Source organism: Bradyrhizobium sp. UFLA05-108 (assembly GCF_059803455.1).
The window spans coordinates 36774-51664 of the sequence record NZ_JBANAZ010000067.1 but is presented as its reverse complement, the minus strand read 5'-3'; the positions used below and the strand labels follow the sequence as shown (position 1 = coordinate 51664).

At 63.7% G+C, this 14891-nt stretch carries 16 protein-coding genes and 1 riboswitch; of the genes, 8 read left to right on the top strand and 8 right to left on the bottom strand.

Annotation, left to right across the window (positions count from 1 at the left end):
* Positions 1 to 90 precede the first annotated feature (90 nt).
* The gene (locus SO140_RS35710; protein WP_449378637.1) at positions 91 to 768 is read right to left on the bottom strand and encodes a DUF2278 family protein; all 678 of its coding nucleotides are present in this window, start codon (positions 766 to 768) and stop codon (positions 91 to 93) included.
* A 307-nt stretch (positions 769 to 1075) separates the two neighbouring features.
* On the opposite strand from SO140_RS35710, the gene SO140_RS35705 reads away from it, so the two are divergent.
* Positions 1076 to 1924, top strand: a complete 849-nt coding sequence (locus SO140_RS35705; RefSeq protein ID WP_449378638.1) for a nucleotidyltransferase domain-containing protein — start codon at positions 1076 to 1078, stop codon at positions 1922 to 1924.
* Between the two features lie 4 nt (positions 1925 to 1928).
* On the opposite strand, the gene SO140_RS35700 is transcribed toward SO140_RS35705, so the two are convergent.
* Together SO140_RS35700 and SO140_RS35695 are read right to left on the bottom strand one after the other, a co-directional pair.
* Positions 1929 to 2309: a bleomycin resistance protein gene (locus SO140_RS35700; protein ID WP_449378639.1), complete on the bottom strand. Its 381-nt coding sequence runs from the start codon at positions 2307 to 2309 to the stop codon at positions 1929 to 1931.
* A 3-nt stretch (positions 2310 to 2312) separates the two neighbouring features.
* The gene (locus SO140_RS35695) at positions 2313 to 3155 is read right to left on the bottom strand and encodes a DUF1194 domain-containing protein (protein ID WP_449378640.1); all 843 of its coding nucleotides are present in this window, start codon (positions 3153 to 3155) and stop codon (positions 2313 to 2315) included.
* A 292-nt stretch (positions 3156 to 3447) separates the two neighbouring features.
* Positions 3448 to 3524, top strand: a riboswitch (Fluoride riboswitch).
* 90 nt (positions 3525 to 3614) lie between these two features.
* On the opposite strand from SO140_RS35695, the gene SO140_RS35690 reads away from it, so the two are divergent.
* The 6 genes from SO140_RS35690 (at position 3615) to SO140_RS35665 (ending at position 8485) form a co-directional block, all read left to right on the top strand.
* The gene (locus SO140_RS35690) at positions 3615 to 4826 is read left to right on the top strand and encodes an MFS transporter (protein WP_449378641.1); all 1212 of its coding nucleotides are present in this window, start codon (positions 3615 to 3617) and stop codon (positions 4824 to 4826) included.
* A gap of 25 nt (positions 4827 to 4851) precedes the next feature.
* Positions 4852 to 5241: a fluoride efflux transporter CrcB gene (gene crcB, locus SO140_RS35685; RefSeq protein WP_449378642.1), complete on the top strand. Its 390-nt coding sequence runs from the start codon at positions 4852 to 4854 to the stop codon at positions 5239 to 5241.
* A gap of 5 nt (positions 5242 to 5246) precedes the next feature.
* On the top strand, positions 5247 to 5675 hold the full coding sequence (gene crcB, locus SO140_RS35680) for a fluoride efflux transporter CrcB (protein WP_449378643.1): 429 nt from the start codon (positions 5247 to 5249) through the stop codon (positions 5673 to 5675).
* Between the two features lie 2 nt (positions 5676 to 5677).
* Positions 5678 to 6019: a DUF190 domain-containing protein gene (locus SO140_RS35675; RefSeq protein WP_449378644.1), complete on the top strand. Its 342-nt coding sequence runs from the start codon at positions 5678 to 5680 to the stop codon at positions 6017 to 6019.
* Between the two features lie 39 nt (positions 6020 to 6058).
* A complete protein-coding gene (gene clpS / locus SO140_RS35670) occupies positions 6059 to 6364 on the top strand; it encodes an ATP-dependent Clp protease adapter ClpS (protein ID WP_449378645.1) in 306 nt (101 codons plus the stop codon).
* Between the two features lie 642 nt (positions 6365 to 7006).
* On the top strand, positions 7007 to 8485 hold the full coding sequence (locus tag SO140_RS35665) for an FAD-dependent monooxygenase (protein WP_449378646.1): 1479 nt from the start codon (positions 7007 to 7009) through the stop codon (positions 8483 to 8485).
* A gap of 81 nt (positions 8486 to 8566) precedes the next feature.
* Here SO140_RS35665 and SO140_RS35660 read toward each other — a convergent pair whose 3' ends face one another.
* The 5 genes from SO140_RS35660 to fabI all read right to left on the bottom strand — a co-directional run bounded on the left by SO140_RS35660 (position 8567) and on the right by fabI (position 14212).
* Entirely contained in the window at positions 8567 to 9748 is a 1182-nt protein-coding gene (locus SO140_RS35660) for a radical SAM protein (RefSeq protein WP_498543772.1), read from the bottom strand.
* 445 nt (positions 9749 to 10193) lie between these two features.
* Positions 10194 to 11390 carry an adenylate/guanylate cyclase domain-containing protein gene (locus SO140_RS35655; RefSeq protein WP_449378648.1) on the bottom strand — a complete coding sequence of 399 codons (1197 nt, stop codon included), beginning with the start codon at positions 11388 to 11390 and terminating at the stop codon, positions 10194 to 10196.
* 64 nt (positions 11391 to 11454) lie between these two features.
* A complete protein-coding gene (aroC, locus tag SO140_RS35650) occupies positions 11455 to 12543 on the bottom strand; it encodes a chorismate synthase (protein WP_498539826.1) in 1089 nt (362 codons plus the stop codon).
* Positions 12544 to 12721: 178 nt separating this feature from the next.
* The gene (locus SO140_RS35645; RefSeq protein ID WP_449378650.1) at positions 12722 to 13321 is read right to left on the bottom strand and encodes a histidine phosphatase family protein; all 600 of its coding nucleotides are present in this window, start codon (positions 13319 to 13321) and stop codon (positions 12722 to 12724) included.
* Between the two features lie 75 nt (positions 13322 to 13396).
* Complete coding sequence (gene fabI, locus SO140_RS35640; RefSeq protein WP_449378651.1) at positions 13397 to 14212, bottom strand: enoyl-ACP reductase FabI; 816 nt, start codon at positions 14210 to 14212, stop codon at positions 13397 to 13399.
* 173 nt (positions 14213 to 14385) lie between these two features.
* Here fabI and SO140_RS35635 point away from each other — a divergent pair, with 173 nt between their 5' ends.
* Positions 14386 to 14874: a sigma-70 family RNA polymerase sigma factor gene (locus SO140_RS35635; RefSeq protein WP_449378652.1), complete on the top strand. Its 489-nt coding sequence runs from the start codon at positions 14386 to 14388 to the stop codon at positions 14872 to 14874.
* Positions 14875 to 14891: the final 17 nt, after the last annotated feature.

Below are 14891 nucleotides of genomic sequence, written 5' to 3'. Positions count from 1 at the left end.
ACCTATGAATCATTGAAAAATTGATTCGGGAATCCTATAAAGCACGGCAAAATCAACGATCTGCCAAAGTAGTGCTAGTCTCATCGCGCTTTAGTCGAGCGGCGCGCCAGTGCGATCATCGGTGTGGAGCGATTGCGTCTGGAAGCGCACGAACAACGCGACGATCTCCTGCCCATTGTCGAACGAGATGAATAGCGCGCCATCGCCATGGGTGCGGTTGTCGCTCGCGAACTGTCCGCGATTGCCCTGCATCATGTGGATGTCGTGAATCCCGCGCTCGGGCCGGAAGTGGAAATACTGGTCGGTCTGGCCGTGGTCCTCAAAATATTCGCCGAACGCGACCACCATGGCGTTAGGGTCTGCCTTCGCCCGCTTGATGTTGGCGTTGAGCAGGTTCTTCAGCGATACGCCGCGGCCCGTCGCCGGGATCGGCTGCATCGCATCGACCGGGAAGAGCTTGTCGCGGAGATAGTCAAGCCCACCGGAGCCTGACGGACCGGTCTCGAGCCGCCGAAAGCCGCGATTGCCCTGCAGATATGGCTTCAGATCCAGAGTTCCCGACCTTGCGAAGTCGGGGTCGAAAAAGGCCAGCACCTCACTGTCGTCGACGGACTGGACGTTGACGGCGATCCGGTAGTCTCCGGCGCCACCAACGTGAATCTCGTAGTGCGGCGATGAGCCGTCCGAGCTTTGCAGGCCATCGACGACGGTTCCCGCCAGGACACCATAGTGACGAATTGCACCCGGGGGTTTTCTGCGATGGGTCATGACGGCGATCCTCCTGCGAACATCAAAATCGCGCATGTCGCGCGATGCTCCCTCAACCGGATTGACAGGGACAGTAGACACCGCTTCACGACGCCCTGGCGTGATCTAAACCACAGATTGAACGGCATTTTGACGGCTCGCGGCAGGCCCCGCATCGCGAACGTCTACCGGAGGGCCAACAAGTTGCGGTCTTTGCCCGCGCCGCGCGACTGACGGACGGCGGCAGCTGGGGAGTTGACCATCGCCACAATCAGGACCATATCCGCCACCGGGCGCAAGCCGCGCGGGCTTCGGCGGGTTTCACCAGATGATAGCGCAGACGGACATCCAGCGCGATCCGCTCATCGAGCGGGTGGTATCCACGCTTGGCGACGTCGCGGGCGTCGAGGCCATCGTGCTCGGCGGGTCGCGGGCGCGCGGGACGTCGCATGAAAACTCCGACTACGACATCGGCCTGTATTTCTCCGAGAACCGCAAACTCGACACCGATTGCCTGCAACAGGCGGCGCAGCAACTCGCCGACGATCCCGAGGCGACGACGGTCACCTCGGTCGGCGAATGGGGGCCGTGGATCGTCGGCGGTGCATGGCTGACGATCGAGGGGCAGAAGGTCGATCTGCTCTACCGGAACATCGATGCGGTCCGCCGGACGATGGAGGCCTGCCGGGCGGGACAGATCAGCATGGACTATCAGCCCGGACATCCGCACGGGTTCTGCTCGGCGATCTGGATGGGCGAGATCGCCTGCTGTCAGCCGCTGCGCGACGAACGCGCGGTGATCGCGGAGCTGAAGTCGATCGCACTGCCCTATCCAAAGCCGCTGCGTGAGGCGCTGATCCGGCGCTTCCGGTGGGAAATCCTGTTCAGCATCGAGAATGCCGAACTCGCCGCGCTGCACGAAGACCAGACCCACGTCGCGGGCTGCGTCTACCGCGCGCTGACCTGCGTCGCGCAGGTCCTGTTTGCGCTGAACGGAGAATATCTCATCAACGAGAAGGCGGCTCTCCAGCAGGCCGCGGAGTTTCCGCTGACCATTCCGAATCTGATGGAGGAAACGTCGGGGATCTGGCGCCGCATCGGAAATCATGCGTTCGAGAGCGCGCTGGCGCACCTGCGCACGATCGAGCGCATCTTGACCGCGCTGGCATCCCGTTGACTGTTCAGTCCTCGGACGCGCCCGTTCCGAACGTCAGTTGATTGCCGTCGAGATCCACGACGTCGAAATCGCGCATCCCGTAATCGTAGTTCGCGGGCGGCTTGACGATGGTGGCGCCGCGCGCCGCCAGCTCGGCATGAACCTGGTCCACGTCCCTGACGAACACGCAGATGGCGCCGTTGCCGGGAAGGCGCTTGGTGCGGGCCGACGCGATCAGATGCAGGGCGACCTCGTCGCGGCAGAGACAGACATAGGACGTCGGCTCGCCATATTCGAACGTAACGTCGAAGCCGAATGCGTCGCGATAGTGCACGAGGCTCTTTGCGATGTCGCTGACGACGAATACGGTCGCGGCCCCGACCATCATCGGACGTTCGTCGGCCATCCCTTACCTGCCCCAGCGATCCTGCCAGATCTTTTCCCCGATCAGGCAGCTCACGCGCGGCTCCTTCTCGGCAACGTGCACGACGTTGCGCTCAGGCGTGCGGCCGGCGACCTCCATCAGAAGCTTGGTGCGGATCGCCTCCTTGAACTTGTCGCGGTCCTTGATCGCGATCACGAAGGAGCCGGGACCGCCAACCACGCAGTCCTCGTAGTAATAGTCGAGATTGTCGATATCCATGGTCGAATAAGACGGCTCCTTGACCATGATCGGCAGCCCGTTGATGACGATACCCTTCTCCAGCGCGGCATCGCGCGAGACCGTGACCGGCCCGCCATTGTTGTTGGGACCATCGCCGGAGATGTCGATGACGCGGCGCAGGCCGCGATATGGATCCTCATCGAACAGCGGCATCGCGAAATTGATCGCGCCGGAGATCGAGGTGCGCGAGGCGCGCCGGATCGGCGTCTTCAGGATTTCGGCGGCGACCGCATCCGCCGTCTCGGGCCCGTCGATCAATCGCCAGGGAATGATGATCTTCTGGTCGCTGGAAGCGGCCCATTCGAAATAGGTCACCGCGATCCGGCCGTTGGGCCCCGCCTTGAGCGCCTGGAGGAATTCCTTGGATTGGATCGCCTGCGCATAGCCCTCGCGCTGAATCGCAAGCTCGTCCATATCCATCGAGTAGGAGACGTCGACGGCGAGGATCAGTTCGACATCGACGCTCTGCGCGTCCTTGTCTGCTGCTTGCTGCTGATACCTGGTTCCTGGCGCAGCGACGCTCGCAGCGTCACCTCCGGCAAGCATGCCGGCCACCAGCACAGCCCCGATCGAGAACAGCAAGCGCATCGCGCCCTCCCGTCGTATGACGCGATGGTGACATGCAAATGCATTTAAGCAAAGCGCGAAGATCGCCCCTGCTTCACATTCGAGTTAGGCGCGTGAGCTGTAACGCAAAGCTGCCGCAGCGCTGCCACGCTCACGCCGCTTCGGGCAAGCGGCAACCATCACTGTCATTCCGGGGCGGCTCGGAGAGCCGAACCCGGTATCTCGACATTCCGCGTTCTCGCTTCGCGAGCCTCGGAATGACAAGCAACTTCCCCCACCCTATTGTGCGGCGCGATTTCCATGCTAGGCTTGTCACACAGATGGGGATGGAGTCCCCCGATAACCGCCCGACGATGTCAGATTGTATGGGCTGATGACTCCTGCTTGAGGTGAGGCAATTGGAAAGCCTCGCCTTCGGCGGGAGCATGGATAACCCGCCGGTGGCGGGTTTTTTTATTGCCTGAATGCGAAGGGCAAGACGTGACGACGGCGACGCCAAATTCAGCCCTAACCGCGGTCCCCAGGGGAGTCTGGGTGCTCGGCTTCGTTTCGCTGCTGATGGACGTCTCCTCCGAGATGATCCACGCGCTGCTACCGGTCTATCTGGTCACCGTGCTCGGCACCTCCACCATGACGGTCGGCATCATCGAGGGCATCGCGGAGGCGACCGCCTCGATCACGAAGATCTTCTCCGGCGCTCTGTCGGACTGGCTCGGCCGGCGCAAGCTGCTCGCAGCGCTCGGCTATGGGCTCGCCGCGTGCACCAAGCCGCTGTTTCCGCTCGCGCCCAGCGCTGGATGGCTGGTTGCGGCGCGCTTCATCGACCGCGTCGGCAAGGGCATCCGCGGCGCGCCGCGCGATGCGCTGATCGCCGACATTGCACCAGTGCAGTTGCGCGGCGCGAGCTTCGGCCTGCGCCAGTCGCTCGATACGATCGGGGCCTTCGTCGGCCCGCTCGCGGCGATCGGACTGATGTGGTGGACGGCGGATAATTTTACAGCCGTGTTCTGGGTCGCGGTGCTGCCGGCGTTCCTCTCCTTTGCCCTGATAACGTTCGCCGTCAGCGAGCCCGAGCCCGACGGGGCCCGCGCGCCGGCGCCAAACCCGCTCAACACCGCGGCGATGCGGCAGCTCGGCTCGGCCTATTGGCGCGTCGTGGCGGTCGGCATCGCCTTCACACTGGCGCGCTTCAGCGAGGCCTTTCTGATCCTGCGGGCGCAGAATATCGGGCTCAACGCGATGTGGGTGCCGGCGGTGCTGGTGCTGATGAACATCGTCTATGCGCTCTCGGCCTATCCGGCCGGCGCCTTGTCCGACCGCATCAACCGCACCGGGCTGCTGGCGCTCGGGCTCGCTTTCCTCGCCGCCGCCGATCTCGCGCTTGCGCTGCTGCCGAGCCTTGCAGGCCTCGCGCTCGGCGTCGTGCTTTGGGGCCTGCATATGGGACTGACGCAGGGGTTGTTCGCGGCGCTCGTCGCCGATACCGCGCCGCCAAGCTTACGCGGCACCGCGTTCGGCTACTTCAATCTGTTCACGGGGCTCGCGACGCTCGCGGCCAGCATACTCGCGGGCGCGCTATGGGACGCCTATGGGCCGGCGGGCACCTTCCTGGCCGGGCTCGGCTTTGCGCTGATCTCGCTTGCGGGACTGCTTGCGATCGGCAAGAGCTTCGCGAGACCGGCGGGACATTGAGGGAAAAACTGGGGGATCATTCGACGTGTTGAGCGGTGTTCTGGCAATCATGATCGGCAGCGTGCTCGGCGGCTGCGCGCGCTATTTCCTCTCCGGCGTAATCGCGCGGCGCTTCGGCGAGACGTTTCCCTGGGGGACCATGACCATCAACGTCACCGGTGCTTTCCTGATCGGCATTTTCGGCGCGCTGGCAACGCATCCGGGCTCGATCTTCGCCGCGCCGACGCCATGGCTGTTCGCGGTGACCGGCTTCCTCGGCTGCTACACCACCGTGTCTTCGTTCAGCCTCCAGACCCTGACGCTCGCGCGCAACGGCGAGCAGCTTCACGCACTCGGCAACATCGTGTTCTCGGTCGGCCTGTGCCTCACCGCGGTGACCTGCGGCTTCCTGCTTGCTGACAGGCTCGGAGGCTAGAGCCGATGACCACCCTCACCTCCAAGGACCGCTGGCGCACCGCGCTGCTTTATGCCTGGGTCGCCGCCGGCAGCATCGTCGGCGGGATGACGCGCTGGCTCGTCGGGCTCTTGCTCGACACCGGGCCCGGCTTTCCGTTCGCGACTCTGTTCATCAACGCCACGGGGTCCCTCATCATCGGCTTCTATGCGACGCTCACCAGCCCCGACGGCCGCGTGCTGGCGCGGCCCGAGCACCGGCAGTTCGTCATGACCGGCTTTTGCGGCGGCTACACCACCTTTTCGACCTTTAGCCTGGAGACCTTCCGCCTGTTCCATGGCGGCATGAAATACACCGCACTGGCCTATATCGCCGCCTCCCTCATCTGCTGGCTGGTGTCGGTATGGCTCGGTCATATGATGGCGAGCCGCTATAACCGCTTGAAAAGGAGCTGATCATGCAAATTCCGCGACAAGCAGTCCTGCTCCGCATCTTCATCGGCGAGAACGACCATTTCGACGGCAAGCCGCTGTATGAAGCGATCGTGATCAGCGCGCGCGAGCGTCACCTTGCCGGCGCCACCGTGCTGCGCGGGCCGATGGGCTATGGCAAGTCGAGCCGGCTGCACACCTCGAAAATCCTGCGGCTGTCGGAAGACCTGCCGCTGGTGATCGAGATCGTCGACAGTGAGGACAATATCAACGCATTCCTGCCCATCCTGGATGGCATGATGTCGAGCGGGCTGATCACCTTGGAGAAGGTACAGGTCCTGCAATATGGTGAGAAGGCCGCGCCTTGAGCACCGCGGCTGGAACCCCAGGCGTGTTTCGGAGGCGGAATGAACGATACCGTCACCAAGACTAAACCCAAGACGAAGACCAAAGTCGAGCGGCCGCGACTGCACAAGGTGATCCTGCTCAACGACGACTTCACGCCGCGCGATTTCGTCACCCTGGTGCTGAAGGCCGAATTCCGCATGACCGCGGATCAGGCCTACAAGGTCATGATCACCGCGCACAAGCTGGGCGCCTGCGTCGTCGCCGTCTTCACCAGGGACGTCGCCGAGACCAAGGCGACGCGCGCCACCGATGCCGGCCGCGCCAAGGGCTATCCGCTATTGTTCACGACCGAGCCTGAGGAATAGAGCGCGCCAGTCTGCCGCACGCATTTGCGTCAATTTTACCGATCGGCGCTACGACAGGTTTAATCTCCTGTGTCACGACCGTGCGATGACAATCGCACTGCGCAAGCAACTCGAGCTCCGGCCCGGCGCCACGAGACCTCGTTCGGCCCCTTCAAGCTTCTGCATGCCCTGCCCTGGCTGATCCTGAAGGCCGCCATGCACTCTCTTTCGGGCAGGAGCTGGTTCGCAGCGCGATCTGGAATTTCTGGCAGACGTCGCTCGCGAGCCAGTTCATCAAGAACCTGATCTATTTCGTGTTCATCTTCAGCTTCGCCATGCTGCGGCTATGCATCACCCTGGCGATCCCAACGCTCGGCTTGAAGCAGTCGTATATGCATAGGGATCGCAGTTAGTTGCAGCGCGCAGTTGAAGCTGCGCAATAATCTGAAGCGTACCGATTGGCGCTCGGACCCGGGCCTGACGGCCCAGAGACAGAAAGACGCCACGATAACGATCTGGGAGCCCCGCTCTGTCGCGGACGGACGGAGGACGGCAACACCATTGCCTCCCACTTAAATATGTAGCGCGCAAGGGGCTTGCTTCAAGACCCCGACCATCCCGTAGAACCGCCGGCCCAAGGCCAGAAACCTACGGGAGCACGGAATGACTGAATTGCTGTCGACCAGGCATGCGGTGGTGATCGTCGGAGCAGGTCCGACGGGTTTGATGCTGGCGGGCGAGCTGGCGCTGGCGGGGGTCGACGTCGCCATCGTCGAGCAGCGCGTCAGCCAGGACCTCATTGGCTCGCGCGCGGGCGGACTGCATGCCCGCACCATCGAGGTGCTCGACCAGCGTGGACTGGCCGACCGGTTCCTTGCACAGGGCCAGCTGGCGCAAGTTGCAGGCTTCGCCTGGATCCGCCTTGATATCAGCGACTTTCCCACTCGGCATCCCTATGGCCTCGCGCTGTGGCAGAACCAGATCGAGCGCATCCTCGCCGACTGGGTCGATGAATTGGAGGTGCCGATCTATCGGGGACGCAAGGTGACAGACATCGCGCAAGACGAGACCGGCGTCGACATCGCACTCGCCAACCGCCATTCGCTACGGGCGGACTATCTCGTCGGGTGCGACGGCGGACGCAGCGCGATCCGGAAGGGTGCCGGCATCGACTTCCCCGGCTGGGATCCGACGATCAGTTGCCTGCTCGCCGAGATCGAGACGGCCAAAGAGCCGCAGTGGGGCCTTCGCCGCGATGACGGGGGCATCCATTCCTTCTCTCGCCTGGAGAACGGTCCGGTGCGCGTCATGGTGACCGAACGGCACGTCGGACAAACTGCTGAGCCCACACTGAGTGATCTCAGCAAGGCGCTCATCGCCGTCTATGGCACCGATTACGGAATCCACAGCCCTACCTCGATCTCCAGATTCACGGACATGACGCGGCAGGCGGCGTCCTATCGGAGCGGACGGATCCTGCTGGCCGGCGACGCCGCACATGTGCATCCGCCGGTGGGTGGACAGGGCCTCCAGATCGGCGTTCAGGACGCGGTGAATCTGGGATGGAAGCTTGCCCAGGTGGTGAACGGCACCTCGCCGGAAGCTCTCCTCGATACCTACCATTCCGAACGCCACCCGGTCGCCGCACGTGTCCTGCGCAACACGATGGCGCAGTCCGCGCTGCTTCGCCACGACGACCGCGTCGAGGCGTTGCGCGAGGCCGTGTCCGAACTCTTGGGCATGGATGAGCCGCGCAAGCGGATCGCCGCGATGATGTCGGGTCTCGACATTCGCTACGATCTTGGCGCGGGACATCCACTGCTCGGACGCCGCATGCCCGATCTCGATCTCGTCACAGCGAACGGCCCGCTGCGGGTCTTCAGTCTTCTGCACGATGCACGACCGGTCCTGCTCAACTTTGGTGAGCCCATCGGCCTCGACATCGCGCCGTGGCAGGATCGGATTAGGGCGATCGATGCAAGATGCGCCGCGACCTGGGAGCTTCCGGTGATCGGCGCAGTAGCGGCGCCCGACGCCGTGCTGGTTCGGCCCGACGGCTATGTCGCGTGGGTGGGCGACCGGACGCGGTCGGGGCTCGCCGACGCGCTCACCATATGGTTTGGACCGCCCGTTGCGGCGTAGCGTAGAATCTCCGTGTCCCAAAGCGCGATGACCAGGCCATCAGGCTCCTTCCGACCTTGCCCCCGCGGTTCACGCGGTCCGTTAGGCGCCAGCCGAGGTGTCGGGCAGATCGACGCGCTCGCCGCCCGGCTTGCTGACATAGAGATGGCTCGCCAACACGGATTGCATGGTCTCGAACATCGCATAGAGATCGTCGCAATAGACCGAAGGATTGTCATAGCCGTTCTTTTTGGAGAAACGATGCGGAAGATAGCCTCCCCCGCAGGCGTTCATGAACTTGCACTGACGACATTTCGCGCAAAGATTGATTGAAGCATCGCGCGCGGCTTTCCAGCGGGGCTCGTTCCTGACCTCGTCGATCGCATGATCGAAGATGTTGAAGTTCGTGTTCGTAAAGCCGTCGCCTGCGATCCGCAGCACATCGTGGGCCTCCACGGAGCCATCGGTCATGACGGTGCAAAGCTCGACGGGTTTGTGGCCTACGCCCTCGGTCGGCGAATTGTTGCCAAGCAGGGCCGTGATCATGTCGGAAATGATACGGATATTGGTCGTCGGCCTCGCGCGATTCGCTTCCAGCCACAGGTCGAACAGACCCTTGTAGAATGCGGCAATGGATGGCGGCTCCTCATCCACCGTCGCATCGGGGATCATGATGTCGTAATTGGAGATTCCACACGCGGCGAAAAAATCGGCGTATTGCTGCGGAGCGTAGGCGGGATTGCAGACTGCCAGGGCAATGACGCCAATGTCGCGCGATACCAGCATGCGCGCGGCACGTTCCACGGCGGCATGGGTGCCCGTACCCTGAAACGTCTTGCGGTGAATGTCGTGAATATGTGCTGGCCCGTCCATGCTGATCGCAACCGAAATGTTGTGGGCCTCGAAGCAGGCCAGCCATTGGTCGTCGATCAGCACGCCGTTGGTCGTGACCGCGATGGGTACGTCGCAGCCGGTCCGCGACGAAATAGCCTCGCAGGCCTCGGCAAAACGGTGGAAGTTCTCCACGCCCCACAGCAATGGCTCGCCACCGTGCAGAATGATGGGAAAATCGAAGAGCGGGTATCGGACGACGTGCTCCTCGATGCGCTGCAGCAACCGATGCTGCACGTCGGGGCTCATCAGCTTCGGCTTGCTATAAACGGACGCGTCCCGGAACCAGTAGCAGTAGGAGCAGTCGATGTTACATCTCGTTGCGACCTTGACCAGCAACTGCGTGATCGGCTGATCCTCGAAGACCGCACAATCTGAACTGTCAGCCGACATGCCGATACCGCAACGGGCTGGAAGAAATTTGTCTAGTATCCCCTTACAAATCCCCCGCGGCGGAACGCGCCCACGCCGGGAGCGTATCCTCCTCTGCGAAAGGCGCCAGCATTTGGCCCTTTGGCAAAAGCCCCTCGTCTGAAAGCGGCCTGGGTCGCTACGGGTTCGCCGGAGACAACGCCCTGCTCCGCACCCTGCCCACGCAGATCGTTCAGCAATGCGTCGATACCCTGATGGTCGCTCTGAATGGTTGCCCCTGGCCCGTGCAACTGTATGAGGCTCGCCAAGACCTTCAGCGTCGTAATCGACATGGTGATGCTCCTGTTTTCGCGACGCAATGCAGGATCGAACGAAATGCCGGGTGTCGAACCGGCCGAGCAATGACAAATAGTATACCCTTTCTATTGTAGCGGCAATGTGTCGGGCCCGGTCCGCTGGATACGCTCTACGCCATCACCACCGGCGCTTCCTCAGCAAGCCCATACACCCGCTGCGCCTTGGAGAACCCCGCGATCGGAAATTCGCCGAGCTCGTTCCACACGGCGCCGCAAGCGCCGACGAAATTCTCGGAGGCCACCACCGTCCGCCCCATGCGACCGGCGAGCTTCTCCAGTCTCGCCGCGAGATTCACGGCGGGGCCGATGCAGGTGAAGTCGAGACGGTTGCCGCCGCCGATATTGCCGTAGAGGATGTTGCCGACATGCAGCGCGACACCGAAGCGGAAGCGCTCGACCGTCTCGCCGACTGGAAATGCCAGCGCATCGACGCTGCAGCGTGATTCGCGCGCGGCCTCCAGCACACGCGCGCAGACGTGGTTCGCATCCCCGATATATTCGTCGATCGGAAACACCGCGAGCAGCCCGTCGCCCATGAACTTCAGCACCTCGCCGCCATGAGCGCGGATCGAGGTGACCTGGCAGTCGAAATAATGGTTGAGGATCTCGACCACGGTCTCGGCCGGCAGCCGGTCCGACAGCGCGGTGAAGCCGCGCAGGTCCGACAGCCAGATCACAGCCTGCATGGTGTCAGTATGGCCGCGGCGGATCTGGCCGCCCATGATGCGCTCGCCGGCGCGATTGCCGACATAGGTGTCGAGCAACGTCGTGGCCGTGCGTCGCAGCGTGATGATCTCGGTGATGCGGGTCAGAGGTTTCGTCAACGCGCGCAGCGCCGCGACCTGCGCATCGCTGAAGCCGCCGGGTTCTCTGGTGGTCAAGGTCATCGCGTGGACGGTACCGTCGAGGAAGCGCAGCGGCATCGCGACGTAATCCGTGGCGCCCTCCTGCTTGAGATCCCCCAGAAACGGAAAGCGCTCGACGTCGCCGGGGTTGTCGGGATTGCCACGCACCTCGAGGCCCTGGTTGAAGACGAGGCTGAGCGGGCTCTTCTTGAACTCCGGCGTCTCCTGGATCTCGAAATCCACCGTGCCGACCTCGACCTCGGGCGCGCCCTGCCGCCAGATGAAATTGCGGCCGAAGATTTCGGGGTGCAACGTGCGGATGAAGACGCCGACCCGCCACAGCGGCAGGCCGGCTGCGACCATGCGCTCGCAAGCCTGGGCCATCATCTGGCTCGGCATCGGCGCCGAGCGCGCGCCGTCGATCAGCCACTCGGTGATGGCGTTGATTTCGGATGCATCCATGGCGCCACAATTTGCGGACGAACCTTGCACCCCGTCAAGCCGCGCGGGCGGCTAGCGCTGCGTGTTAGCGTCCGACCTGCCCGCGATCACGCAAGAAGTGGTCGGCGAGCACGCAGGCCATCATGGCCTCGCCGACGGGAACCGCGCGGATGCCGACGCAGGGATCGTGGCGGCCCTTCGTGAAGATCTCGGTGTCGGCGCCCTTGCGATCGACGGTCAGGCGCGGCTGCAGGATCGACGAGGTCGGCTTCACCGCAAAACGCACCACCACCGGCTGTCCGGTGGAAATGCCGCCCAGCACGCCGCCGGCGTGGTTGGACAGAAATCGCGTGCCGTCATTGCCGGTGCGCATCTCATCGGCGTTCTCCTCCCCGGTGAGCTCGGCGGCGCCGAAGCCTGCACCGATCTCGACGCCCTTCACCGCGTTGATGGTCATCATCGCGGCTGCGAGATCGGAATCGAGCTTGGCGTAGATCGGCGCGCCCAATCCTGCCGGCACGCCCTCGGCGACCACCTCGATGACGGCTCCGATCGAGGAGCCGCTCTTGCGGATGCCGTCGAGATAGCTCTCGAAGAATGCCGCCTTGTCCTTGTCCGGACAGAAGAACGGATTCTTGGCGACCTCGTCCCAATCCCATTTGGCGCGATCGATCTTGTGCGGACCGATCTGCACCAGCGCGCCGCGCACGGTCACGTCTGGCAGCACCTTGCGCGCGATGGCGCCGGCGGCGACACGCATCGCCGTCTCGCGCGCCGAAGAGCGCCCGCCGCCGCGATAGTCGCGCAGGCCGTATTTGGCCTCGTAGGTGAAGTCGGCGTGGCCGGGGCGAAACTTGTCCTTGATCTCGGAATAGTCCTTCGAGCGCTGGTCGGTGTTCTCGATCAGAAGCCCGATCGGCGTGCCCGTGGTCACCTGCTCGCCGGTCTCCGGATGCGCCATCACGCCGGAGAGGATTTTCACCTGGTCCGGCTCCTGGCGCTGGGTCGTGAAGCGCGACTGGCCGGGCCGGCGGCGATCGAGGTCGCGCTGGATGTCGGCCTCATTGAGCGGGATGAGCGGCGGACAGCCGTCGACCACGCAGCCGATCGCCACCCCGTGGCTCTCGCCGAAGGTCGTGACACGGAACATATGGCCGAAGGTGTTGAAGGACATCGCAGCTCGCCGGATCGGTTCCGGCGTGTGGTAACGCGCCCTCGAAGACGGGTCAAATGGCGCGCCTCGTAACCGCGGCGCGGGACGGTCACAACCGCCCCCTGGCTACTTTGCATGGGGTTGTTTTGCGACTTTTTGTCCGGAACCCGAAATGCACTTTCGGGGGTGGTATCGCCCGTTACCCATGCTTCTCCAGCCGGCCGTTGCGGAACACGTAAACCACGCCCTGCTCAATATAGAGCTCGGCGGCGCTCGCGGGCGTCTCCAGCCCAAGGGTCACCATCAGGGCACGCGCGGTGCCGCCATGGGCGACCGCGACCGTGTCGGTCCGGAGCTGGTCGTACCATTCGCCCATGCGGGCCTGGACGTCGGCATAGGTCTCGCCATCCGAGGGCGCCACCGTCCACTTGTCGACCAGGCGTCGCGCGTAGACGTCGGGATCGGCGGCCTCGCTCTCCGGCAGCGTCAATCCCTCCCAGGCGCCGTAGCCGATCTCGCGCAGGCGGTCGTCGAGCGAATAGTCGGCAATCGGCAGGCCAAGCTTGCCGCGCGCGAGCTCCATGGTCATGCGCGCGCGCCCGAGCGGGCTCGAGACATAGGGCAGCGAAGCCTTGTCGCGGCCCTCGCGCGCAAAGAGATCGGCGAGGATGCCGGCGGCCTGCACGGCCTGGCCGCGGCCGCGCGCGTTCAGCGGGATGTCCTGCGTGCCCTGAAGACGCCCGAGCGCATTCCACTCGGTTTCGCCGTGGCGAAGATAGTAGATCGTGGGCGCGGGCATTGTCGGATGGCGTTAGCTCTTACTTTTTGAGCATGATCTTTTCGGAAAACCGCTACACACTTTTCCGGATCATGCTCAGTCCTTCCCGCCCAGCGCCATGTCAGGCGCATCCGGCCGCTTCATGCCGAGCACGTGGTAGCCGGAATCGACGTGATGCACCTCGCCGGTGACGCCGCGCGACAGATCAGACAGGAGATAGAGCGCACTGCCCCCGACGTCCTCGGTCGTCACATTGCGCCGCATCGGTGCGTTGACCTCGTTCCATTTCAGGATGTAGCGGAAGTCGCCGATGCCCGAGGCGGCCAGCGTCTTGATCGGTCCCGCCGAGATCGCGTTGACGCGGATGTTCTTCTCACCGAGATCAGCGGCGAGATAGCGCACACTGGCCTCCAACGCGGCCTTCGCCACGCCCATGACGTTGTAATGCGGCATCCACTTCTCGGCACCGTAATAGGACAGCGTGATGATCGAGCCACCGTCGGTCATCAGCTTCTCGGCGCGCTGCGCGATCGCAGTCAGCGAGTAGCAGGAGATCAGCATCGACTTGGTGAAGTTCTCTTGCGTGGTGTCGACATAGCGGCCGTCGAGCTGCTCGCCATAGGCGATCGCGTGCACCACGAAGTCGATCTTGCCCCATTTCTCCCGCACGACCGCGAACGCCGCATCGATGGTCGCAGCATCCGTGACGTCGCAATGACCGAGCACGAGGCCGCCGATCTCGGCGGCGAGCGGCTCGACCCGCTTCTTCAGCGCGTCACCCTGATACGTGAATGCGAGCTCCGCGCCGGCGGCGTGGCATGCCTTGGCGATGCCCCAGGCGATCGAGCGGTTGTTGGCAACGCCGAGGATCACCCCGCGCTTGCCCTGCATCAGACCCGAATTCTGCGCCATCCCTGTCATCCAATCGAGCTGGTCAAGAGATTTGGAGGTACACCAGCGCTTCCCGGCGGTACAGTCCTAATCCACGGCGTTAACGCTGTTTCGGTTGCCGGAATAGCCGTTCCATTCGGGTGTTATGATGAGTGAAGGCGCTCGCGCCGAACGTGAAGGACAATCGAGGCGGCATGAGCGCGTTTCGCCAGAGTGTTGAAGCCATGATCCCGGCGCTTCGGCGCTATGCTCGTGCGCTCGCACGCGACGCCGACATCGCCGACGATCTGGTGCAGGACACGCTGGTCCGGGCGCTGCGCTCGGAGCGGCTGTTTCTCGGGGGCGACGTCAGGAGCTGGCTCTACACCATCCTGACCAACCTCAACAAGAACCGCCGCCGCTCGCTCGCGAGGCGGCCGCAGTTCATGCAGCTCTCCGAGAACAATCCCGACGCCAGCGGGACGGAAGCAGAAGGGCGGGACATCGAGAAGGCACTGGCGACGCTGGTGGAGGAGCAGCGCTCGGTGCTGCTGCTCGTGATGCTGGAAGGACTGAGCTACCGCGAGGTCGCCGACATCCAGGGCGTCCCGATCGGCACGGTGATGTCGCGCCTGGCGCGCGCCCGGGCCCACATCAAGGCGGCGCTGGACGGCGAGCGGCCGGCGCTGAGAAGGGTGAAGTGATGGCAGGGTCCACGCAA

Excerpts from the sequence above, each read along its gene's own strand:
- SO140_RS35660 (WP_498543772.1), bottom strand. The coding sequence starts at position 9,748 with ATGTCGGCTGACAGTTCAGATTGTGCGGTCTTCGAGGATCAGCCGATC.
- crcB (WP_449378643.1), top strand. The coding sequence starts at position 5,247 with ATGACCACCCTCACCTCCAAGGACCGCTGGCGCACCGCGCTGCTTTAT.
- aroC (WP_498539826.1), bottom strand. The coding sequence starts at position 12,543 with ATGTCCTTCAACACCTTCGGCCATATGTTCCGTGTCACGACCTTCGGC.
- SO140_RS35695 (WP_449378640.1), bottom strand. The coding sequence starts at position 3,155 with ATGCGCTTGCTGTTCTCGATCGGGGCTGTGCTGGTGGCCGGCATGCTT.
- clpS (WP_449378645.1), top strand. The coding sequence starts at position 6,059 with ATGAACGATACCGTCACCAAGACTAAACCCAAGACGAAGACCAAAGTC.
- SO140_RS35645 (WP_449378650.1), bottom strand. The coding sequence starts at position 13,321 with ATGCCCGCGCCCACGATCTACTATCTTCGCCACGGCGAAACCGAGTGG.
- SO140_RS35665 (WP_449378646.1), top strand. The coding sequence starts at position 7,007 with ATGACTGAATTGCTGTCGACCAGGCATGCGGTGGTGATCGTCGGAGCA.
- SO140_RS35655 (WP_449378648.1), bottom strand. The coding sequence starts at position 11,390 with ATGGATGCATCCGAAATCAACGCCATCACCGAGTGGCTGATCGACGGC.
- SO140_RS35700 (WP_449378639.1), bottom strand. The coding sequence starts at position 2,309 with ATGGCCGACGAACGTCCGATGATGGTCGGGGCCGCGACCGTATTCGTC.
- SO140_RS35710 (WP_449378637.1), bottom strand. The coding sequence starts at position 768 with ATGACCCATCGCAGAAAACCCCCGGGTGCAATTCGTCACTATGGTGTC.
- SO140_RS35705 (WP_449378638.1), top strand. The coding sequence starts at position 1,076 with ATGATAGCGCAGACGGACATCCAGCGCGATCCGCTCATCGAGCGGGTG.
- fabI (WP_449378651.1), bottom strand. The coding sequence starts at position 14,212 with ATGGCGCAGAATTCGGGTCTGATGCAGGGCAAGCGCGGGGTGATCCTC.
- SO140_RS35635 (WP_449378652.1), top strand. The coding sequence starts at position 14,386 with ATGAGCGCGTTTCGCCAGAGTGTTGAAGCCATGATCCCGGCGCTTCGG.
- SO140_RS35675 (WP_449378644.1), top strand. The coding sequence starts at position 5,678 with ATGCAAATTCCGCGACAAGCAGTCCTGCTCCGCATCTTCATCGGCGAG.